Below are 22719 nucleotides of genomic sequence, written 5' to 3'. Positions count from 1 at the left end.
CATTCAGGTATGTTAAAAAAATACCACTCAGTGCGCATTATGTAAGTTATGTTAAATAAGGTTTGTGTATAGGTATCTATCTATCTATGTAGCGCTTTGGTCACAGACCTCTTCTACTATGTTTTATTTTGGTGTGGCTGTGTTTGGTGCGTGCTATTTAACCGTATTGCGTATTTACCATAAAATAGGTAATTAACACCTTACTTTAAGGTACAGCTGCAAATGGTCAGTTTGCCTTGTCCTTCAAGTTCGGTACTCATTACCAATAGCTACAGAGATCTAGATCTGCAATCACATTGCTTCGCTGCTGTTGTAGATGTCACACAGCACACGATTAAAAATGGCAAGTAAGACAGCTGAGTCAATTGCTTGCCGAGAGTTCATGAGTTAGGTCTATCATGCTAGCTGTGCGGTGACAGCTATATTTATTGGTACCCAATGGTCTTCATTGTTAGGCGCAGGATAACGGCTTAAAGACATTAAGCTTAACCCTGATTAGAAAAGGATTAATTGGGTTCCATGAGAATCGGATAAGCTTCGGTATATATCCAATCGCTTTGTTTTGCTGGGTTGAATGACTCACATCTTGCCCGGTACTGTAATTTCCTTTCTTTGATGCTCTCAACTCCTTGACCAGCGTTGCACCATCAGGAAATTATCCAGTTTTACGAAATGCTTCAACGGATGACTTCTCGGTATACACATCGTGAAAACCACTCGCATCACCATCAGGTACGAACCAAGATCCTAAGTGCACCATAGACGTTCTAAAATCACTCGGAAAGCTGATCTTACCTTCGCTATCTACATAGGGAGAAAATTCACTCCCTTGGGCAATCGCATTAGATGCGAGTAAAGAATTAATAATAACGACAAAAGAACCAACGGTTACTAATTTTAAATGCTTTATGGTCGTCATAATTACTTACCTTTAGGTTCAAGTTACAGCTGTTGTTAACTCTCCTATTCCACTACCACCTATCTCATTATTAATTATTGCTATAGAGAGGCTTTGTTTTGTGCATCGTCCATGATTTATTCGGGTGAATGATTACACCTGAATTCAATATAAAAAAGAAGAGTCACTGATCATCACATTAATACCAAAGTATTACGGACTTCTATTTCGGTGAAACTTAATTAGATCAGATATTAATCAATGGCAGGATTTTCCAAAATAAAACAGAAGCCTGACGATTTTCTTAAGTCCTATGGTGAAGTGGTCGCTTTTCTATAAAGAGTTTCAAAGAAAATGGATTCCCATGAAGGAACGAATCATTATTTCGGTGTCCACAATCAACGGATCCAAGCACTTTCACCTGGGGATGAAGGCGCAAAAAAGGGTTCGTTATGCAGTGGTAACAGCAGTAGCTGCATCATTACTCACCATTGGTTCAATCTTCTTCCTCGTAAACGAAGTCGATTTTGCTAAGGAGAAGCAAGAAGAATTAGAAAAACGTTCCTATACGTTAAATGAAGAAGTGGATGTGCTTAATCAACTCAAGGATGAACTTGAGAGTGATCTAGGTGAAAGAGAATCCAAGCTTTCTTTAGTGTCAGACCGTTTGGGTGAACTGGAAAATTTGCTTGGTGTAGATGTTGATGCCCAAGCGCCGATTGAATCTCGGCTTGATGTTGCAGCGATTAACTCAGCGGTCAGAATCGCCATATTAGATAGCTTACCCAATGGTGCGCCGGTGAAAAATGCTCGTCAATCATCGCAGTATGGCAAGCGAAAACATCCAGTCACAGGAAAAGTACGATTACATGCTGGTTTGGATTTCGCGGTAAATATTGGAACGCCGATTTATGCGCCAGCAGATGGTGTTGTGGAAACGGTTCGTCCTAGTAATAAAGGTTCAGGTAATTTCATTCGGCTTCAACACTCATTTGGTATTACCTCATCTTACTCGCACCTTAAGAAGTTTGCTGTTCGCAGCGGAAACTTTGTTGATAAGGGAGAGTTGATTGGTTACTCCGGTAATTCTGGGTTGTCATCGGGCCCTCATTTACATTATGAGATCCGATTTATAGGTAGACCACTGAACCCTCGCCCATTTGTCGATTGGGGCATGAACAATTTTGAACATATTTTCGAGAAAGAGAGAAAAATAAAATGGGTATCTTTAATAAAAAAGGTGGAACAACAAGTCAGCACGCAACTACAACTGTCATCGCAAAAGGCTGTAACATTACAGGCGAGCTCCAGTTAGCTTGTGATATTCAAGTTGATGGCATTATTGAAGGTAAATTGCGTTTGGAAAAAACCTTAGTAGTTAGTAACTCTGGGCGTTTAAAGGGTGAGATTTACGCGGATAAGATTATAGTTAACGGTCTGGTTGAAGGTACTTGTTACGCCAATGCTATTGAAATCCTAGATAAAGGAAAAGTGACAGGTACGATCTACTGCGATGACCTCAGCATAGAGCGTGGTGGCTGCTTCTTAGGCAGTACCTACCCTGCAGAAAAAGAGCAGGTTATAACGTTAGAACCGAAAGACAAAGCGTCAGCAAAGAAAATGAACTCAGAACCGAAAGCGGTGAACGAGTAAGTTCTCTATCTTTGTGTGGTATAAGAAAGCTCACTTGTTTGTGAGCTTTTGGGATATAGCCCGCTAAAATTAGCCGCCAGCTAATTTGACTGTATGGCCTTTTTTTTCTAACGCGGCTTTAATAACGTCACGTTTATCACCTTGAATTTCGATAGTACCATCTTTAACAGCACCACCACAGCCACACACTTTTTTAAGTTCAGCCGCTAGCAGTTTTAATTGTGGGTCTTCCATGTCTAAACCAGTAACAATGCATACACCTTTACCTTTACGGCCTTTGGTTTGACGCTGGATTCTGACAATACCATCACCCTGAGGTCGAGATGGTTTTTCTTTCTCTTCTTTAATGCGGCCTGTTTCGGTCGAAAACACTAATCGGCTGTTATCACTCATTATGTAAGAATCTCATGAATTTACTGGGTTTTGTGAGTTCAGTATTAACTTCGCTAATCTCACTTGCACAATCGTTGATGGGTCATATTATCAATAAATGACAGTCGATCGGAAACCCTTATGATTCGGAATGTAGTTTTTGACTTTGGTGCAGTGCTGTTTGAGTGGAATCCGAGCAATATTGTGGCTGAATTTACCTCATCAGAATATGAGCAAGAACTGCTGCTCAGTAATGTGCTTGGTCATTCTGATTGGTTATCGTTAGATCGTGGGACCATGTTACTTGCAGAAGTTATCCCTAAGTTCTCTGCTCGCGTTGGTTTTCCTGAATCTAGGATGGAAGATTTTTTCGTGCATGTTCAAAATCATCTGACGCTTATCAATATTTCAGCAAACTTAGTTGAACACTTGTTAGCATTGAACTATCCGCTTTATTATCTCACAAATATGAGCAATGCTTTTTTTGAGACACTGAATGATAATCACCCTTTTATTGGTGAGTTTAAAGGTGGGATTGTCTCGGCAAATGAGCTTTTGATCAAACCAGAACCTGAAATATTTGAATTGCTTTGCCAGCGTTATCAACTAAAACCCGAAGAGTGTTTGTTTATTGATGATAATGCTCAAAATATCATCACGGCAAGTGAGTTAGGTTTTGAATCTGTTCAGTTTGTGCCGAATGAAGCTTGTGTACGTCAAATTATGGACAAACTTTAACTGGTTAATGGCATATTCAGGTCGATTGATTAAGAATAGTGATACTAACCCTGTAAATACTGCTCAATTGGCTATATTTGTTAAATAACAAAACAATAACTAATAATCAGGAGATTCTGTGAAAAAATTCGGACTACCAGCGATTGTCTTAGCGGCAATATGTACTGCCATCCCCTCTATTGCTCTTGCTAAAACTCAAGATGGCAAGTCTATTGTCGGTGAAGTAGAAACCATTCTGATCCATGAGCTCGATCTAGACTATAAAGCGCGTATTGATACCGGTGCGAAAACGACATCTATCCATGCTGTTGATATAAAGGTTTCAGGAAAAGACAGCGACAGTGATGACATGCGCGATCACTTAGGTGAAACAGTTGAGTTTACAACCTTTAACGAGCAAGGTGAAAAAGCGCGTTATAAAGGTAAAATTGTAAAAGTGAGCAAGATACGTAACGCACAAGGTGTTGAAAGACGCTACGCAGTTAAAATGGATTTAGGATGGAACGGTGAACATAAAACGGTTGCCGTTAATCTTCGCGATAGAAGCAAACTTGACTATAAACTACTGATTGGCCGAAACTGGCTAGAAGGTAACTACCTTGTAGATGTTGAAAAGTCAGATGATGACGATTAACTGAAAAAACGCCCACTAGGGCGTTTATTTTTTCTGCTGTGCAGCAAGCTTCGCTAAAACCATATCGAGATGCTTTTTAATCGCTATTGGTGAACCTTTTAATAATTGCCCACGTAAAAAAACATACCATTCATTAGGTTTACCGCTGTCGTTCATCAACTTAAACCCTTTATAGTCTTCTGTTTTTTGGTTGGGATTACGTTGCGATGTTTCTTGCGTAGCAAAACTAGCGGGAGACATAAGCGTTTTCATATCACACCACCAATCAATACTCTTCTTCACTAACGTGACTTTACCTGCGAGTATTTTACCGTTGATATTTACCTTCCAATCATCTAGTTCGCCAGATGCATTTTCTAGATGATAACCACGGTATAACAGCCGTTTTTTCATAGAGACTCTTCCACATGATCAACTAATCATCAAAGTACGCTATTGATAAGCGCAGATTACACATTATGCAATAAATTTAATATATAAATGCTTTTATACAACAGTAAAGCTAACGTAATTGAAGCACTATCCTACATTCGTGTACAGCATTCTGACGCTTAAATGGGCACTTAGTTAGAGTTTTTTGACGGTATTAATGTTTGTGTGGACTAAATGTATAAATAGCATACACTATATAAAGTTATAGTGCGTTAGGTGTCTGATTCAAATGAATACAAAAGAATACGTAACAACCTTCTCTAAAGAAGTGACAGATAACGCTCACTGGAAAGCCATCACGGGGAAACGGTATGCCGAACGAACTCTTGTTGCGTTCAATACCGACTGGAATGCATTTGTTTATTATTGTCAAAGTATTCATGCTTCACCACTCCCAGCTAAAGTACAGACCATAGAACGCTTTATCGATCATATGGCTCTGACACGTAAGCTTTCAAGTTTAAAGCGCTATATTATTACTATCCGATTGGTGCATCGTACCCTAGCGTTAACCGATCCATGTTCACACACCCAAATAAGACTGCTTATGCAGCGACATCATGAAGAAAAACAAGATGATAGTAAGCAAGCTGAAGGTTTGCATGCCGATCATCTCTATCGCCTTTTTTTAGCATTTGAATCATCAGTCAATATCAAAGATATTCGCGATCTAGCTATTTGGGCTGTTGCATTTGAGGGATTACTTAAGCGCAGTGAATTAAGTAGCCTGTGTGTGGAAGACATAATTATTGACGAAGCAGGCAATACATCCCTTCAATTAGAGAAAAAAACAATTCCACTAAGTGAACGAACATCAGCAGTTCTCACCCAATGGCTAACGGAAGGCTTAGTGACTGATGGCTACATATTCCGACGCATTGATCGCCATGGAAATATCGGGGAGATGCCGTTAGACCACTCCTCTATCTATCGCGTATTTCGTCGTGCAGGTGATGAATTAGGGGTATCAAGTAAAGTGATTTTCTCAGGGCAATCACCTCGTGTTGGTGCAGCACAAGATCTCGCAAGCGATGGTGCAACACTGAGTGAGATACAATCACAAGGTCGCTGGAAAAGCCCTGCTATGCCAGCACAATACATAGGTCAAAATAGTAAGCGAGATAAAGAAATGGAGAAATTCAAGAAAGATACCCCATGGGATAACGACTAACACTCGCAAGCCCCATCAGATTACAGAGCTTATTCTATGGGGCTATCATTCCAGTGTTCACTATAGCCATTGGTGTAATTAATTGGCACTGTAATTTGCTGGAATAAGGTAATTAAAGGCATTAAGTTACCGAAATACCCTGCAATGTTGGCATCTACCCATTCCGTCAATGTAATACCTTCCCAGCAAATTTCGTAACCTGCGTTAATCGCAAGAATTTCAAAAAAGATACGCTGAACACGTCCATTTCCCTCTCTAAAGGGATGAACAACATTCAACTCACAGTAATAGTGAGCACAGCGTTCAATAAATTCGCTGAGTGGTAAATCGATTAGACACTTTTCTTTTGCAAGATCATCAAACAACCGCAACGCTTCACGCTCAATATTCATAAAATGGCAAAAACGGGTTTCACCTTTTGTTATATCGACATGTCGTGTTTGACCTGCCCATTGGTACAAGTCTTGGAATAGTATGTAGTGAATTTGAAGGAGGTAGTTGAAATCTAGATGTGAAAAATCAGGCTCAAAATGTTCTGCTCGCACGCGAGTAAAATCACGCTCTGCTAACGCAAGCTGATCGTCATCAGTAATATCAAGCTTATTGATTAAGACTGATGAATGTGGATAACAGTCAGGGTCGTGAGTGACACCATATTTATCTCGCATACTCTTTTCTTAAGCGTTGAATTTTTTCATTTTCATCTAAAGCTTTTGCATCAGCCTGTTGTTGATCGGGTAAGCCAATTTCAAAGCCTTCCAATTGTAAGCTTGCTCGATAATTTCGAGCCTGTAACTGCTTAAAGCGTAATCGTTTTTGCTCTTCATCTCGCATAGCGATACCTCTATGCACCTATTGGAATTATTACAGCTATCAATAAAAACGCCAGTGATTCACTGGCGTTTTAGCATCTTTGCGATTATCTAACCGCTCGTTTAATGGCTTGCTCAAGGAAGCCAATGAACGTTTTTCCACTATGCTCAAGCATTTTCGGGAACATCGAAATCGGAGTCATACCTGGGAATGTGTTGATTTCATTTAGTAAAATCTCACCTTCATCGCTAAGGAAGAAATCGATACGAGATAAATCCTTTAGCTTCATTTGTACAAAAGCTTTACGCGCGAAGGTACAAATATCTTCAATTTGTTTTTCAGTTAGATTGTCAGCTTCAACTGTTGTCTTAGAGTGACTGCCAGCACCGTATTTTTCATCGTAAGAATAAAAACCATCTTCAGGGGCTGCGACCTCACCGGGTTTGGTAATAATCAATTCGCCTTCATATTCAAAAGCTGCAATTTCTAACTCACGAGGTTTGATTGTTTTCTCGATCAAGACTTGGTCTGAATAGGTAAATGCGTTGTTGACCGCATCTTTCAACTCTGACTCATTCGTTACACTGTAACAGCCAACGGAGGATCCTTGACAAGCTGCTTTAACAAAAACCTTGCCCCACTTCACTAATGCAGCCTTCGCATTTTCGTGATCTTCTGCACTGTTTTCACTTAGGAATAAATACGGTGTGTTCGGAATATCTAACGCATCAAACCATAGCTTAGTGGTGATTTTATTAAAACAATTGGTGCTTGCTTCAGCACCACAGCCTAGGTACGGCAGTTTAGCCATATCAAGGAATGATTGCAGATCGCCCGTTTCACCAGGGAAACCGTGTACACAAGGTACGACATAATCAATCGCTTGCTTTTCGTCACCAATTTGAAGCGTACGATCAAGATTTAGCTGACATGATGTGCCATCCTCTAAAAACCAACCGTCTGTCTTCATCTCAACACGTGAGTAGTTGATACCATCTATCTGCTTTAGCGTTTGCTCTATGTAATTAGCAGAAATAATTGATACTTCGTGTTCAGCAGAACCACCGCCGCACAGCAGTAAAACGTGGATAGCGCTCATTATCGTCCCTTGTGGTACTTCATTGGTAACTCTGTGTTCACCAACATTAATCATCATCTGGCTTGGCGTAAGAATACAATGTAGAGAGACGCCAACCCCGTTTATTACCCAATAGTAATCAAAAATACCTACTGATGGCAGTATCTCTGTCGGGTTACGTGTAAAAACCATCAGAAATCATAAACCTTCCCGATTAACTGATTAAAAAGTCTTCATTTAACTGTAATAAACGCGAGACACAGCGGATCATAAGAGCTTTCAGAGCAAGTGAGTCGACCACAACTACGTGAAATTTACTTGCCCAATAAACCAAAAAGAGCGCTAAGCGCTCTCTTTTAAAAGTACCTTTTGGGTGACTAACCAGAATGATTAATTTAGCTTAGTCAGCTTTGGACTTGGTGATGCTTTAATGTCATCAATTTTGCGAATGAATGGGCCATATGTTTTTACGTCTTGTGGCAATGCATTCAAAGCACGCTTCGCTTGTTCGCGCGTTTCGTACTGACCAAACAACAATGTGTACCAAGGCAGGCCATCTAACATTTTCTTGTTAGTCCAAACAGGCTGATTCGACGGTAGCTTATTCAAGTAAGTCGTAAAGCCTTGGTTATGGCTTAGCGCTAACACTTGAATGGTATAGCCATCTTTTGCTGCTTCGACATATTCGTATGTTGGCTTAGTTTCTGTTTGTGGCTGCACTTGCTGTGTTTCGTTACTGACTTCCGTTGTCGTGACGTTTTGCGCTGTGTTCTCTGCTTGCATTGCTGCAATCTGTTCTGCTGAATACACTTCCTGAGAAGTTGAACTGACAATCTCTAATGAATCTGTATTTGACGCACACCCGACAAGTGCCGTTGCTACGGCTAAAACGGCGATTTTTTTCATTGTTATCCTACCACTGAAAATTTCTGCAATTATTCTGACGCTAGTTCTTATACCAATCAAGCAAAACGTTATGCAAGATCAATAACTATCTGCCCTCTGTCACAGCATTTAGTAGTAGAATTCCCTCGTTATATTCATTTCTCTCAATAATTTTTCTTTGGAGTGCTAAATGGCAGATCCACATATCAAAAGTCAGTTAGACATTATCGATATTATTACCGTCATTCTTTATCGTTTATCATTAACCGTGGCTGCAGCGACACTATCAATAATTGCATGGGAAACAGAAACGGCAACAACCGTTCTTGTCGCAGCCGCATTAATTGCTTCATCCACTGTTCATATTTACGACAAACGTTTTCGTTGGTTAATTCAAGGCAGTGGTCTGTTTGCCGCTATTTTGCTTTTAGCTGGATTATGGCAACCGCTCGCATTAGGTGCCGCTCTTTTTGCATTCAGTGCATTGGCTGTGAAAGAGTACTTTTGTTTCCAGGTGAAAGTGCTGCTTGCAACCCCCTTAGTATTAGCCGGGTTCTGGTTTTGTTTTGTCTTTGATCAACAGCAAATCAGTATTTTATTCAGTATGGCTGGTGCTATTTTACTGGCGGTTGCGGCTGCTGCGAAATGGCGTATGCCGCTGCATTTTGATATCGGCGATAAAAGCCGCTACCAAGTCTAGTTACTGTACTCACCGTAAAACAAAGTGCAGCATGGATGCTGTACTATTCACGTTAAGATTAGGCAGCAATTTCCCCTTATATATTTGGCAATGCCGCGTGTGATCACACCCCATAGCTATCAGCCAGAAACTCCCCGTTATATCCGCTAATATCAGTTATACCTCTCTGAAGGATTGGTAAAAGATAAGAAGATGCGGAGTAAATAATGAACGGACTCGATAAGTTACTTAAGCCTAAATCCATTGCAGTAATTGGTGCTTCTGACAACCCTCAACGTGCGGGTAATGTTGTTATTCGTAACTTATTATCGGGTCGCTTTCATGGCCCTATAATGCCCGTCACCCCAAAGTACGATGCTGTCGCGGGTGTATTGGCCTATCCTACTATTCAAAGTCTTCCCCGAACGCCAGATCTTGCGGTTGTTTGTACTAACGCCCATCGTAACGTAGCCATTATTGAGGAACTCGGTAAAAAAGGCGTCAAAGTCGCGGTTGTATTAGCGGCAGGTATGAACAGCCTACCCAGTTACTCAACAACCAAACCAAACGCGGGAGAAGCAGAGGTAATAGAATCCGAAGAATCACGGATGTTTACGATGGCGCAACGCTACGGTATGCGAATTGTCGGCCCTAATAGTATGGGATTGATTTTACCTTGGCTTAATCTTAACGCGTCTTTCTCCCCAATCTCCGCGAATAAAGGGAACATTGCCTTTATCTCTCAATCGGCGGCGGTATGTACCACGATCTTAGATTGGGCAAAAAACAAGAAAATTGGATTTTCCACGTTTTTGTCGCTCGGCGATGCCTGTGACATCAACTTTGCTGAACTGCTTGATACGCTATGCCGCGATAGCAAAACCGAAGCAATTTTGTTGTATGTCGATTCAGTAAAGGACGCTCGTCGGTTTATGTCTGCCGCGCGTGCAGCAGCTCGGAATCGCCGTATTCTGGTGGTCAAAAGTGGACGAACTCAGGCTGGCAGCATGGCTGCACAAATCCACACTGGTGGCGATGCAGGGCTTGATGCTGTTTATGATGCGGCTATCCGCCGTTCAGGTATGCTCCGCGTTCACAATACCCATGAGTTATTTGCCGCTGTAGAAACACTGGCGCATTCAGTACCGCTGCGTGGCGAGCGATTGGCGATACTAACGAATGGTGGTGGCCCTGCAATAATGGCTGTCGATGCGTTATCAGATAGAGGGGGTAAGCTTGCATCATTAAGTGAAGACACCATTAATCAGCTCTCTGATATTTTGCCCTCGTGCTGGTCGCATTCAAACCCAATCGACATCATTGGTGATGCCGATATTACACGCTATGAGAAAGCGGTAAGAATACTGTTAGATTCAGATGATTTCGACGCGCTGCTGATAATGCATTCGCCATCTGCAATCGCAGATGGCAACGAAACCGCAAAACGCTTAGTACACTTATTACAATCCCACCCACGAACTCGAAAATTCAACGTGTTAACCAATTGGGCTGGCGAAAATGAAGCCATAAGCGCAAGACAAGTTTTTGCCGATGCCGGTTACCCCGCCTATCGGACACCTGAAAGTGCCGTTTCTGCTTTCATGCATTTAGTGGAGTACCGTCGTAACCAGAAACAGCTGATAGAGACCCCGGTTTCTTTTGGTGAAACCAAATCCAGCCCTAAGCTGGTCAATGCCATGATCAAAGAGCTATTGGCACAAAACATATATCAAATGGAAACTCACGATGTGAGGCCATTACTTGAAAGCTATGGCTTTAATACACTGCCAACTTGGATTGCCAATGATCCAGCAGAAGCCGCTCACATCGCAGAGCAAATTGGTTACCCCGTTGCTGTTAAGCTTCGCTCACCCGACATTCGCCATAAGTCAGAAATTCATGGCGTAATGCTACACCTAAGAGATGCAGCAGAAGTTGCTAATGGCGCACAAGCAATTCTTGACCGCGTATCTTTAAACTACCCAAGTGCACGTATTGATGGTTTATTAGTACAACAGATGGCAAACCGTGCAGGTGCACAGGAACTGCGTATTGCCGTTCATCATGATGCTATTTTTGGCCCTGTGATTTTGTTGGGCGAAGATGCGGTTGAATGGGATATTCATAAAGACGCCGCTGTTGCCATTCCCCCTTTAAATATGGCACTTGCTCGCTATATGGTTATTAATGCCATTAAAACAGGGAAAATCCGCCAACGTCGACAACCCGAACAACTCGATATTCCCGCACTGTGCCAGTTACTGGTGCAAATTTCTCAGCTTATTATTGATTGTCCTGAAATAGCCGCACTAGATATTCACCCGCTATTGGTTTCTGGTAATGAACTCACAGTGATCGATGCCTCGATGGAAATAAAACCATTTAGCGGAGACAAACAAGCACGACTGGCTATTCGTCCCTACCCGAAAGAACACGAACAAAGCGTTAGCCTAAAAGATGGACGATCTATTTTACTGCGCCCAATCCTGCCAGAAGATGAACCCAAGCACGCCGAATTTGTATCGAAAGTCTCTGTGGATGATTTATATCGCCGATTTTTCTCCGACGTTGGTGAATTCAACCATGAGGCGCTAGCAAACTTTACTCAAATTGATTACGACCGCGAGATGGCATTTGTTGCAACCACGAATCAGGTAAATGAAGATGGCAGCGAAGAAGAAGTGATTATCGGTGTCACGCGCGCATTATCGGACCCTTATAACGAAGAGGCAGAATTTGCCATTTTGGTACGTTCCGATTTGAAAGGTCTTGGTTTAGGCCGAATTTTAATGGAAAAAATCATCGATTATTGCCATAAACGAGGCTTACAGCGGTTAACTGGAATGACGATGCCCTCCAACCGAGGCATGATCATGCTAGCGCAAAAAGTGGGCTTCCATGTTGATATTCAAATGGCCGATGGCATTGTAGAAATGCTGCTTTTACTGCAGCCAAGCGATAACAGCTAGTTGTTGTTAGTATAAATCAGGCTTAAAGCCTCTCACTTATTTTGGTGAGAGGCACACTCAAACAATCTTGTATCCGTGTATCACATCTTATTCACGGCTTTACTTGCCATTGCTTTTTGAGCTGCTGAATACACCATGATTTCGCTTTCCCCATCGTATTTCGATTCCAGGCTAAAACAATATCAAGCTTATGCGCTTGCTCTTCTTTAATCATCACTAACTCGCCGCGAGCAATGGCCTCTTTGGCATAATGCGACGAAAGGGTGCCAATACCAACACCCGCTTTTAAGGCTACCAACTTGTCGTGCATGGTGCTAACCGTGAGTAATGGTTGATCATCTAAAATATTGTGAGAAAGAGGCGGCATATTACGGGCAGTATCTGCTACTGCTATCACGCGATATTGAAGACGCACGAGTGGGTCCAGTGGATCATCATGCTGCAATATTGGATGCTCGGGGTGAGCAACCCAGAATCCCAGTTGTTTACCGAGCGGTTCAATTTTCACCTCAGGCGGTGCAACTGTCGGTGCTGGTGCTATCACTAAATCAGCCCTATCTTGCGCAAGCGCTTCCCAACAGCCCGCCAGAATTTCTTCTTGAAAACGAAGGCGTGTCTTACTCTTTTTGGCTAAACCATCCACCAAGGGAAGCATCTCTTCAAAAGAAAGAAGCCCATCGTACGAAATAGTAATATCAAGTTCCCAACCATGTGCCAGAGCACTCGCATCCGCTACCATCTCATCTGCAGCTTGGAGTAATAATCGTCCGCGCTCTAGCAACAACCTCCCCGCTTTAGTAAATACTGCGCGATGGCCAGAGCGATCGAAGATAACAAGGTCTAAATCTTGTTCTAGTTTTTGGACTTGATAGCTTAAAGATGAAGGCGCTCGACCCAATTCTTCGGACGCAGCAGCGAAACTTCCACGTCGATCTATGGCATCTAATACCAACAAAGCCTCAAATGACAATAATTTATTCACTACAACTCCCTGTTTATCATAGCAAAGCACCGAATGGACTATCATACCCCTATTTTATTGATTCCCCTATAGGGGCTTAGCCTGCAACATGCAAAAATAATGACTAACTAGTCACTAATATTTATATATCCCCGAGATATTTTTAACCACCAAGATAATTTACGCATAAATCCGAATAAAATAACGAGCAGAATAATATCAACCTAATGTCATTTTTAGCTTTCTTGTTACTACTAGAACCTTGTAAAACAAAGCATTTATTTCCCACTAAAACCGCTTAAATATTCAAAATAAAAGAATATTCAATTAGTTGATCTATGTTAAGTTTTGTATGATGAATCTAATATAAAGTAGCTACATCAATCACATGGATGAATTGACGAATGAAATGCTTTGAAATTAAAAAAGCGTTTTTTGGCAAAGGCACTCACGATAAGGATTTTCATGGAACACTCTCCGAACGATCTTATTCACGTTATCGAACAATGTAAGCAAACGATCGATCTTCAAGATAAGTCGCACTCAAACCCTTATCTAATACCAAACCCTGAGCTAGAAGAGTACTTCAAGTTGCAGTATTCACAGCTTGAATGCGCAAAGCATCATGTCGAGACTATGGAGCAGCTTTTAAACCATGCTTTACATGCAATAGCATTACATGATGATTTAGCCACTAAGCAAGCAATTCAAGATTCTCTTTTGCATATAAACGCTAAAACAGAAAAAATTACACCTATTGAGCGCATTCTCTGTGAACCTGCTCTTGCAGGTTAACGCGCGATAAACTTGTACTACTGTCACTATTTTTACGGCACTGCCGTTTTTGAATTCTAATAATAAGAAACATTGTCTACAACATGGAATCTCTCACCAATGGCGCTTGTCCTGTCTAATGCCTGCGGTGAGAATTTTTTTATTCCTACTTTCCTTTTGCCCATTTCTTACCTTATCTCTTCTTTTATTCTGCCGTGAGCAATAAATAGCTATATGCTTTAATTACCACTAAGTTATGAAGAGCATACGTGTGAACGATGAGGTAGAACAAACAGCAGATCGAACACAAAAACCGATTAAGCGCTTTCGCTTTATTCGTAGGCTGCTCTTTGTTTTATGCTGCGCTATTTTGATGATCGCGATCGCGACACCGATGTGGCTAGCCAGTAAAGGGATCATCATCAATGCGATTTCAGGTATCAGCTTATACCCACAGATCAAAATCGATCATGTTGCAGTCGAAATTAGCGGAACAAAGATCAGTACTCATCAACTCACCATCGATAAATACTTTGATGATCAAAGCGCGATCTCAGCATCGTCATGGCGAATTTCAGCAGACACCACAAGAATAAGCTTGCCGACAGAAGCGAAAACGTACTTAACAAAAATAGGGTATGACTTCCCCTACTTTTTATTGCGTAACACCGCGTTGAATTTTACAGATCTTTCTAATCCCTATGTGTTTAGCGCCAGCTCAGATTCCATTAACGTCCAGATAGATCTCCCTTTCGCTCAGCCTCAGATTCAAACCCAACAGTTAAACGACATACACCTTGTTATAGCCACCAAACCGAATGTAGCGATTTCAGGCATTGTTGGATCAGGACAACTTAATTTATTTATCCCTGCGATTGTGAATCAATTAGCGACAGCAAGTGACAAGACAAACAAAACAGCCAAGGTAAAAAGTGTCACGCCATCCCGTCCGAGCTCAGCAGAAGCACCGCAAAACACGCCTATTTACCCGACTAAGCTTTCCAAAGGGAATTTTTCAATCGCTTGGCAAGAAGACACCACACCGCTTTCTATTAGTATTAATAAGCTAACACCGCAATGGGAGATGCTACCGCCAGAAGTAGAGCAACAGCTCACTGAGCTCCATTTCGAGATGGATATTCAGCAACCCTCTCAATCTATAAAGCTGCAGGCAGAAAACATTCACCTTGGTCACCCTAAAATACTGCCAAAGTTTATCAAACGCGGTGATGCTAGCCACCAAGGCCTACACTTGGGTGAAACCATTGCGAGCCTTGCGACGCTTCCTCTGAACGTATTAAAAGTGAATCATCTAATGTATGGCGATCTTATCCTCGACGCTAAAGTCGTATTAAAGACGCCACTAACTCGCGATAAACAAGAAGACAGGCAGGCTCGATTTAGAATAGATGGAAAAGTTCTGGGGCCCATTCCTTACGATCTTAAGGTATTGCTTAAACATAAGAATAATAAAGAAGCGAACTTTACAGGCCATGTTAAAGGCCCCAAAGGCAATACGCTCGATTGCCAAGCTGATATTGAATTCATCGACCCATTGCCTCAGAAGTTATTCTGCCAAGCTAATTTTAAAAACACACACGACATTATGAGCCGCTTCGCACTTACACACCTTCCTAGTGCTGAACTTAATGCACCTATCACTGTGACTGCTTCCCGTGTTGCTAATACTCGATATAATCAAGTGGTCGATAGACGATTAATCGATGCCTTTTATAAACTAGCCGTTAAACTTCCTCCAACGCTTAATGTAAAACTCAATCAATTTGCTTTACCCGGCAAACACCTCAGCGACCAACCGACACCGTCAGATATAGAAACCATTACTTTGCATACCGATGGTGAGCTCAACCTTAAAGTACATTACCGAAATCGCGTATTAAAAATGAGCTTAGAAGATAAAACAGAAGCTATTGCACTATCAACACAATGGGGTGACAAAATATCGTTACTTATTGATGACTTAACATGCCAAAATCCTGAGTTACAATGTCACTTAAGTGGTTTAATCTCTACCAAAATAAACCAAGTATTTCCCTTTGAAGGTGTCAAGTTAGAACGCATAGAGGCACAGAGTCATTACCAGTTTTCATGGTCAACCCAAGCCTATGGTTTGATACTTAGCAAACTCGCGCTGAATACTGAAAATCTTACCCTCGGCCAAAACCTGCTTGGTCGCCACCTCAATTTGCTAAATGCACAGCAAACTGCAGTGCAAATTGACACTATAACCATCAGTAAAACAGATGAAGACGCTAACATTCGGGTATTACTACCTGAAAAATCTACGGCCACGCTCAATACTAACCTCTTTGCTGAACAAACAATTAAAGACCAGAATGGCCAGCCAGTTGTTCAGAATCAGCCCGTCAAACGTTCGCTGTTACCTGTGCAAAAATATGAAGCGAAAACAGAACTCATCCTACGCAAGATAGACTTGTCATTAGGTCAACTATTTAACCTCTCAAGCCACTACGATATAGCAACGCATTTTAAGCAGAACAGTCAACGTTTTCCTAAGTTTTCAACTGTTGGCAAGCTCGTTTTACGGCCTAATAACTGGCGCTTTCAAGGGGATATTGATAACTGGAAGCAAGCAACACTTGCCAAATACACACTCAGCCATAAACCAGGCAGTAACGACACGTCCATAACGTTACACCGTAATATAATTAAATTTAACAACAAGAAAACACTGAAAAAATACTACTTCCCCCAGTTTCCGCTTCATTACGATTTCACGCATGGCAGCATCAGTTATGATGGACAATTCACGTTACGTGGTAACAACTTCAATGGTCGTATAGGGCTCTTTAGCCACCAGCTCACTGGCGAGGTATCTGGATTTAGGTTTGGTAATGTGAATACATCAATCACTGCTGACATTACCCCTCAGGGGATAAAGTCACGTCACCCTATCAGCATTCATGCTGGGTTATTTCACGCTGGGGCATTGTTTGAGGATATTGTCGCGAACCTAGAGTTTGATACCCACCAGCAGCGTTATCAGCTTCACCGGGCGCATGCTGACGTATTAGGCGGTAAGATCAGTGTACATAATGCGTCGAGCAACAGTCTGCTGGATGTCTCCCCTAAAGATATTAGGGTTCATGGCCTCGATCTTGCGTTACTTATACAATTGCTGGAACAAGACGATATCGAACTCACGGGGATTGTCGATGGTGTGATTCCACTTTCAATTGAAGATGGAGCACCTTCCATTAAGTCGGGGCATTTACACTCTCGGTTTCCCGGTGGGATCTTACGATATCTGGAAGGATCGTCTATCGATCAGAATGTTGAAGCCGCTGGAGAGAATAGCGTATTAGTAGTTGGGAAGATTCTCAAAAATTATAACTATCACTCGCTGGCGATTGATCTAGACTATTCTAAAGATGGACAATTAAACGCAAGTTCACGATTTAAGGGTTTTAATCCAAATTTTCAGAATGGACGACCCGTGCATTTGAATCTGAACGTGCAAGATGACATTCCAGCGCTAATCAAAACTATAAACGCGATAAATTCATCGCAACTGGAAAGTCTTTTTTTAAAGCAGCTTGGTTTGAATGAGTAGAACACTTTGGTTAATTTATGCGCACATTGTAGTTAAAGGTCGTTTCCAATGGATATAATACAGCTTAAATTTTCATTCTCGCTCACACTCTTAGCATTGATCTTCGTAGTTTCTACACTCGGATTAATGGGGTGTACACCAACTGTTCAAGTTGCTGCATCAGACAAACCGATAGAAGTTAACCTGAATGTCAAAATTGAACATGAGATTAGGATCAAAGTCGATAAGGAAATAGATGACTTATTCAACGATGACGATGTATTCTAATTCGGCAGGGAGAATGCCATGAAAAAATACCTAATCTTTATTTTCGCCTTTTTGATATCTGCACAAGCCTTTGCGCTTGAGTTACAAGATGCCAAAGACCAAGGCTTAGTCGGGGAAACCAATAGTGGTTTTGTTGCACCGATTACCTCTTCACCTTCATCTGAAGTGAGACGGCTTGTCTCTACTGTAAACACACAACGTGAAGCCAGCTACAAACGCATTTCTGTTTCGCATGGGTTAAGCCCATCAGAAGTTGGTCGACTTGCTTATAAGAAAGCGATTGAGAAAACTCGCCCTGGTCATTATTACCAAAATAGTTCAGGAAAATGGGTTAAAAAATAAATTGAGCCAATCCTTTATTCATTACTTCCTTCCCTGCTCTTTTACAACTTTCTGCCTTTATTCACCCTAGAATGACTTAAATAAACCAATATTGTCAAAAGGGTTTTATTGAATACCGATTTTGCTGTATAACCCCTGCTTCTTTACTTTGTTACAGGTGACTGCAATGTCTAAATTCTTCTATAAAGGCCGTATCGAGAAAAAACCTAAGCACGCAAGCTACGGCTTCAATACTAAGCGCAGCGCTAAGCTAGGTACCGAGGAACAGCCGCTTTCTTTGATCGTAAACAGCGATGAGAAAAAAGAAGAAGTCATGGCGATTTTGGCTGACAATGCACTTGTGGCAAACATCGAAGTTTCAGCTGACAAAGAAGAAGACCTTGTTGAATTACATGGCCTTCTTAACAAGCCACAAACAACAACTTTCGATAAAACACCAAACCGTAACGATCCATGTTCTTGCGGTAGCGGTAAGAAATACAAGAAGTGCTGCGCATAAGCTATTAAGCTTAATTGAGGGAATTAAAGGATATTAATCAAACATAGTCGCCTTTAATCACCACCAGCATAAGAAGCTGCACATACACGGTGCAGCTTTTTTTATTTAAGCCACATTAACTATGGTTAGGCAAGTTTCTGGCATTTAACGAATAAGAAATTAGGATTTTTCGAAAGGTGTTCGTACGTCTCTGCACTAATAGTTTTGGCTTTTTCATCAACCTTCCCTTCCGTTAGCTGTGTAACCGCTAAACCACTCGCCGTTATGGCCGCCATAATATCGGTAAGTGAACGTCGATAGAAAGTCACCTCTACTGGCTCTCCAATTGTATTCCATGTTTCTGTTACACGTTCTTGCTCGAAATAATTACCAGATAAGCTACATTCAAAATCGACAAACGGATGGTGGGTTGAAAACACCATGTAACCACCAAGCTTAAGCACGCGATTCACTTCTGCAAACAATGGCGTTAAATCTTTAATGTAGTGCAATACCAATGGACAGATAATCACATCAAGGCTATTTGATGACTCGCTAGGAAGGCCTATCGTTATATCTTGCGCATAAGCCGTCATGCGATGGCCAAATTCGGCGCCCAACTTATTCGTCACCAAGTCAATCATGTCCTGAGAATAATCAACGCATGTTACTTTTTTTGCACCTTGATCAAACAAGTACTCGGCATACACACCTGTACCGCATCCTAAATCAAGAATATGGCAACCGGTAAGATCGCCAAGCATAGCCTGCAGTGACGGGCGCTCTAGGTGAGCGTTATAAATATTATTTTGAACAGCAGCGTCATATTTTTCAGCATGCTTTGAGTACATATCAGACTTCATACACAACCTAGAAATGAAAAAAGAACAAGCCGCAATTATGACATATCGCTCTTGAATGAATACTGATAAAAAGTCACTGGACTGGTTATTTCTTCAGTGGGTTGAGCAATAAAACCTAAACGTTCCAACAAATTAGCAGAAGCAAGATTGTCTTTTTCAACGCCACCAATTAAACCCGCGATTTCTAGCTGATCTTTACTCCACGCTATAAAGCCCTGAAGAAACTCTGTGGCGTAACCTTGCCCCCAATCCGCTTCATTCAATAAATAGCCTATATGGGCCAAACTTGAAATCTGTTTTGCATCGGATTTTTCGCTAACGCGATTCGGTTGAATTAAAGGTTCAACTAAAGACTCTTGGTACAAAAACAAAAAGCCAATAATTCGCGCTTGTTCTGTATGAGAAATGATAAACAGGCGACTTTCAGCCGACACTTTATCTAACCAGTGTTGAGCTAATTGTGGCGAGGTAACATGACTAAAATATGGAGGAAGGGATTTAACGACATTAGGTGAAAGAATAGCGACCACTTGATCTAACAAGTCATCATAAACGCACGAAGCAACAGGACAATACTCTTCAACATTGAGTCGCGCTGTCGTAAATCCCTCTCTGTCGTACTCCATCGACGTTACTCCTTGTTATTGCTAACTCTGACCTAAGTGTCTAACTGCCTTAACTGTGTTCTAGTTTATAGCCAGTGGATTTCGCTAGTCTGTTTATTAGCGAGCCTATTTATAGAGGCTTACTTATTAGATAACGATTGTAGAAGCTTATAAAGCCACCCAGACTCATTCTGAGTGGCTTTATGCTTTTATATTGCAGCTAGGTAATTATAAAGCCGCTACAGCCCTTTACGGTACTGAGCGTTACTTGTTTGCGTTACCGCGTCACTTAGTTCAGTAATTGCAGTGTCATCACCATTAATTGCACGCGTGAACAATGCAAGTAGAGCGGCTTTATCAACAGACACTTGGGTATCTGTTTTTATGTCACGTAAATCGACAAAGTAATGTGAGAACTTCGCTGGCATATCATTGATGATATCAGTGTTCATGAAGTTAAACTGGCTATACATTGCGTTGTGATCGCCCTTCTGCTTATCAATAATAAAAGAAGATTCACGCATATTAATGATCGAAGCCGTTTTCTTACAACCTTTTAGACACTTAGAATCAAATGCCTTCACCTTACAGCCAACCGTTTGATGGAATAAGCACTGACGGCTCATTAATATCATGATTGGGTGATAGATGCTGTGGTGTAATTCAAAATCACTAGGGCGAATAATCGGCTTGATCTGTTTCTTGTTTAATTCATTAGAAATGAATGCACCAGTACAGCCATATTCTTGCTTCAAACATTCAAGGCTGAACGAGTTAGATAAGTTCAGGTATGGACCTGCAATCCACTCGATACCCAGTTCAATCGCTAAATGTGCCACACCGGTATTGTTCGTCACGATACGCTTCGGCTTCACCGTTTCTAGCAAGGTTTTCGCAGCTTCAAAATGGTCGCCAATCAAAATGGCAGGGAACCAAGGTACAAGATTTTGATGCTCTGTAAACAACGCCACCATCTTCTTCACTTCAGTGTGCAGTGAGTCTGGTAGTTGGAAATACACTTGAGCCCCGCTTGCCTGACAAGTCTCGATATCTTTCTTGTTCGAGATAAGTACAGTTAGCTGTGGCTTTTCATCTACCACGTCAATTCTTGGTAAGCGCGGCGTATCGACAGGCTCAATTAAAGGTTTAGAACCGTTAAGCCAAAAACTGATACGATCACGTAATACATTCAGCTCTTTAAACGCAATAAAGACATTATCAGCAAGCTTACTGATGTCGATTGTTGTGAGGTGGTGATCGTTATCGCTAATACTCTTAAATGACGAGGTAAGTAATTCCTCATCAATACTACGGCCCTTTTCACTCGCCGCAGCCAATACACCCTCAGTCTCTAGGCTGTATTCAGCACCGCCAGCCGTCACAAGTACATTCAGCGGTTGCCCTGCATCACCAGAGAAGTACAAGTTCAATGGCAGTTTGTCGATATTGAGGTTTTGGATCTTCTCAGCAACAGTTTCAATAATGACTGTTTTATCGTCGTACAGCTTTTGGCGAACCTGCTGTACGCTGTCATCCGTTTTACAGCTGTATATTTCAGTAAAGTGCTGGATCGAGTTATCACGAGGGTTATCAATAAACATGCCTTTATTGATATCACCTCGTAAGTAAGAGTTCGAGAAATCGCGGTTAAACACCGTGTACAAGGCTGATTTATCAGTCAGTAACGCTTGGTTGTCACAGTAGCGCTGAATCTGCTGATTCCATTGATCGACAACGGTATAAACGTAATGTGATTTCTTAATACGCCCTTCTACTTTCAATGAATACACACCAGCATCTGCCAGCGCTTCCATATCAGAGAATGCCGAGTTGTCTTTCATGTTTAGCGGGTAATCTTTACCTGCATCCGTCGTTTTATATTGATCACGACAAGGCTGGCTGCAACGGCCACGGTTACCTGAGTTACCGTTCTTCACCGAACTGATGTAACACAATCCAGAGAAACCAATACAGTAAGAACCATGAACAAACACTTCCATCAGCATGTTGTAGTCACGACCAACAGAGGCAAGGTGCTTAATTTCATGAATGTTCAGTTCGCGCGATAAGTTCACGCGACTGGCCGTTAACTTGCTTAAAAACGCAATTTGGCCTTCATTGTGGGTATTAATCTGGGTAGATGCGTGTACATCCAGCGTTGGGAAATGCTTTTTCAAGATATAGAACAAGCCTAAATCTTGAACGATCACCCCATCAATTTTGGTATTGACCAATTTATTGATCAAACGAACCAGTGCCGGAATTTCACTTTCTAGAATAATGATATTCAACGTAAGGAAGATCTTACAATCGTATTCATGCGCTAATCGAACGATGCCATTTAAGTTATCAAACGTTAGATTGGTTGCCCTATTGCGGGCATTAAAATTATCTAGCCCACAATAAATTGCATCTGCGCCAGCGATGATAGCCGCCTTGATTGACTCAATATCACCACCTGGTGCCAATAACTCAAATTTGTTTCTCATAGTGACCGAACTCACGTAATACA

The 22719-nt window shown here is 41.6% G+C and carries 23 protein-coding genes; 12 read left to right on the top strand and 11 right to left on the bottom strand.

What is annotated here, in order from left to right; translation table 11 throughout:
- Window positions 1–655: 655 nt before the first annotated feature.
- Complete coding sequence (locus tag OCU87_RS20470) at window positions 656–919, bottom strand: hypothetical protein (protein WP_261859254.1); 264 nt, start codon at window positions 917–919, stop codon at window positions 656–658.
- Window positions 920–1262: 343 nt separating this feature from the next.
- Between OCU87_RS20470 and OCU87_RS20465 the strand changes: the two genes are divergently transcribed.
- On the top strand, window positions 1263–2213 hold the full coding sequence (locus OCU87_RS20465) for a M23 family metallopeptidase (protein ID WP_094958749.1): 951 nt from the start codon (window positions 1263–1265) through the stop codon (window positions 2211–2213).
- On the top strand, window positions 2174–2551 hold the full coding sequence (locus OCU87_RS20460; protein ID WP_315972500.1) for a bactofilin family protein: 378 nt from the start codon (window positions 2174–2176) through the stop codon (window positions 2549–2551). The genes OCU87_RS20465 and OCU87_RS20460 overlap by 40 nt, the downstream gene beginning before the upstream one ends.
- A 69-nt stretch (window positions 2552–2620) precedes the next feature.
- Here OCU87_RS20460 and yciH read toward each other — a convergent pair whose 3' ends face one another.
- Window positions 2621–2944 carry a stress response translation initiation inhibitor YciH gene (gene yciH, locus OCU87_RS20455; protein WP_062689301.1) on the bottom strand — a complete coding sequence of 108 codons (324 nt, stop codon included), beginning with the start codon at window positions 2942–2944 and terminating at the stop codon, window positions 2621–2623.
- 120 nt (window positions 2945–3064) lie between these two features.
- Here yciH and OCU87_RS20450 point away from each other — a divergent pair, with 120 nt between their 5' ends.
- Together OCU87_RS20450 and OCU87_RS20445 are read left to right on the top strand one after the other, a co-directional pair.
- Window positions 3065–3661 carry an HAD family hydrolase gene (locus tag OCU87_RS20450; protein ID WP_094958748.1) on the top strand — a complete coding sequence of 199 codons (597 nt, stop codon included), beginning with the start codon at window positions 3065–3067 and terminating at the stop codon, window positions 3659–3661.
- A gap of 118 nt (window positions 3662–3779) precedes the next feature.
- Window positions 3780–4295, top strand: coding sequence for an ATP-dependent zinc protease family protein (locus OCU87_RS20445; protein ID WP_094958747.1), 516 nt, complete (start codon window positions 3780–3782; stop codon window positions 4293–4295).
- A 24-nt stretch (window positions 4296–4319) separates the two neighbouring features.
- On the opposite strand, the gene OCU87_RS20440 is transcribed toward OCU87_RS20445, so the two are convergent.
- Window positions 4320–4688: a DUF3319 domain-containing protein gene (locus tag OCU87_RS20440; RefSeq protein ID WP_062689297.1), complete on the bottom strand. Its 369-nt coding sequence runs from the start codon at window positions 4686–4688 to the stop codon at window positions 4320–4322.
- Window positions 4689–4956: 268 nt separating this feature from the next.
- On the opposite strand from OCU87_RS20440, the gene OCU87_RS20435 reads away from it, so the two are divergent.
- On the top strand, window positions 4957–5898 hold the full coding sequence (locus OCU87_RS20435) for a tyrosine-type recombinase/integrase (RefSeq protein ID WP_261859253.1): 942 nt from the start codon (window positions 4957–4959) through the stop codon (window positions 5896–5898).
- Window positions 5899–5927: 29 nt separating this feature from the next.
- On the opposite strand, the gene OCU87_RS20430 is transcribed toward OCU87_RS20435, so the two are convergent.
- The 4 genes from OCU87_RS20430 to OCU87_RS20415 all read right to left on the bottom strand — a co-directional run bounded on the left by OCU87_RS20430 (window position 5928) and on the right by OCU87_RS20415 (window position 8695).
- The gene (locus OCU87_RS20430) at window positions 5928–6566 is read right to left on the bottom strand and encodes a putative adenosine monophosphate-protein transferase Fic (protein WP_094958494.1); all 639 of its coding nucleotides are present in this window, start codon (window positions 6564–6566) and stop codon (window positions 5928–5930) included.
- Window positions 6556–6732, bottom strand: coding sequence for a YhfG family protein (locus OCU87_RS20425; RefSeq protein WP_083540852.1), 177 nt, complete (start codon window positions 6730–6732; stop codon window positions 6556–6558). Before OCU87_RS20425 ends, OCU87_RS20430 begins: the two co-directional genes overlap by 11 nt.
- Before the next feature lie 85 nt (window positions 6733–6817).
- Window positions 6818–7810 (bottom strand): D-alanine--D-alanine ligase, encoded by a 993-nt coding sequence (locus OCU87_RS20420; protein WP_062689317.1) that lies wholly within the window; start codon window positions 7808–7810, stop codon window positions 6818–6820.
- 369 nt (window positions 7811–8179) lie between these two features.
- Window positions 8180–8695: an SPOR domain-containing protein gene (locus tag OCU87_RS20415; RefSeq protein ID WP_062689293.1), complete on the bottom strand. Its 516-nt coding sequence runs from the start codon at window positions 8693–8695 to the stop codon at window positions 8180–8182.
- A gap of 169 nt (window positions 8696–8864) precedes the next feature.
- Here OCU87_RS20415 and OCU87_RS20410 point away from each other — a divergent pair, with 169 nt between their 5' ends.
- Entirely contained in the window at window positions 8865–9374 is a 510-nt protein-coding gene (locus OCU87_RS20410) for a DUF2301 domain-containing membrane protein (protein WP_261859252.1), read from the top strand.
- Between the two features lie 206 nt (window positions 9375–9580).
- Window positions 9581–12322, top strand: coding sequence for a bifunctional acetate--CoA ligase family protein/GNAT family N-acetyltransferase (locus OCU87_RS20405; protein WP_261859251.1), 2742 nt, complete (start codon window positions 9581–9583; stop codon window positions 12320–12322).
- Window positions 12323–12413: 91 nt separating this feature from the next.
- Here the strand turns inward: OCU87_RS20405 and OCU87_RS20400 are convergent, their stop codons facing one another.
- Window positions 12414–13304 carry a LysR family transcriptional regulator gene (locus tag OCU87_RS20400; protein ID WP_315972499.1) on the bottom strand — a complete coding sequence of 297 codons (891 nt, stop codon included), beginning with the start codon at window positions 13302–13304 and terminating at the stop codon, window positions 12414–12416.
- A gap of 444 nt (window positions 13305–13748) precedes the next feature.
- Here OCU87_RS20400 and OCU87_RS20395 point away from each other — a divergent pair, with 444 nt between their 5' ends.
- The 5 genes from OCU87_RS20395 to OCU87_RS20375 all read left to right on the top strand — a co-directional run bounded on the left by OCU87_RS20395 (window position 13749) and on the right by OCU87_RS20375 (window position 18760).
- Window positions 13749–14078 carry a hypothetical protein gene (locus tag OCU87_RS20395; RefSeq protein ID WP_062689288.1) on the top strand — a complete coding sequence of 110 codons (330 nt, stop codon included), beginning with the start codon at window positions 13749–13751 and terminating at the stop codon, window positions 14076–14078.
- A gap of 250 nt (window positions 14079–14328) precedes the next feature.
- On the top strand, window positions 14329–17652 hold the full coding sequence (locus tag OCU87_RS20390) for a YdbH domain-containing protein (protein ID WP_261859249.1): 3324 nt from the start codon (window positions 14329–14331) through the stop codon (window positions 17650–17652).
- Window positions 17653–17700: 48 nt separating this feature from the next.
- The gene (locus tag OCU87_RS20385) at window positions 17701–17919 is read left to right on the top strand and encodes a YnbE family lipoprotein (RefSeq protein ID WP_062689284.1); all 219 of its coding nucleotides are present in this window, start codon (window positions 17701–17703) and stop codon (window positions 17917–17919) included.
- Between the two features lie 18 nt (window positions 17920–17937).
- Window positions 17938–18261 carry a YdbL family protein gene (locus OCU87_RS20380; protein WP_062689282.1) on the top strand — a complete coding sequence of 108 codons (324 nt, stop codon included), beginning with the start codon at window positions 17938–17940 and terminating at the stop codon, window positions 18259–18261.
- Window positions 18262–18427: 166 nt separating this feature from the next.
- Window positions 18428–18760 (top strand): PBPRA1643 family SWIM/SEC-C metal-binding motif protein, encoded by a 333-nt coding sequence (locus OCU87_RS20375; protein ID WP_062689280.1) that lies wholly within the window; start codon window positions 18428–18430, stop codon window positions 18758–18760.
- A 125-nt stretch (window positions 18761–18885) separates the two neighbouring features.
- On the opposite strand, the gene OCU87_RS20370 is transcribed toward OCU87_RS20375, so the two are convergent.
- From OCU87_RS20370 to OCU87_RS20360, 3 genes are all read right to left on the bottom strand, one after another.
- The gene (locus tag OCU87_RS20370; RefSeq protein WP_261859248.1) at window positions 18886–19602 is read right to left on the bottom strand and encodes a class I SAM-dependent methyltransferase; all 717 of its coding nucleotides are present in this window, start codon (window positions 19600–19602) and stop codon (window positions 18886–18888) included.
- Between the two features lie 35 nt (window positions 19603–19637).
- A complete protein-coding gene (locus OCU87_RS20365) occupies window positions 19638–20228 on the bottom strand; it encodes a GNAT family N-acetyltransferase (protein ID WP_261859247.1) in 591 nt (196 codons plus the stop codon).
- A 218-nt stretch (window positions 20229–20446) separates the two neighbouring features.
- The gene (locus OCU87_RS20360; RefSeq protein ID WP_261859246.1) at window positions 20447–22696 is read right to left on the bottom strand and encodes a peptidase U32 family protein; all 2250 of its coding nucleotides are present in this window, start codon (window positions 22694–22696) and stop codon (window positions 20447–20449) included.
- Window positions 22697–22719: the final 23 nt, after the last annotated feature.

The sequence above is a fragment of the Photobacterium sanguinicancri genome (assembly GCF_024346675.1).
Classification (GTDB): domain Bacteria; phylum Pseudomonadota; class Gammaproteobacteria; order Enterobacterales; family Vibrionaceae; genus Photobacterium; species Photobacterium sanguinicancri.
Note: the sequence above shows the minus strand (reverse complement) of the source record. Positions and strands in the feature narration are given on the sequence as shown.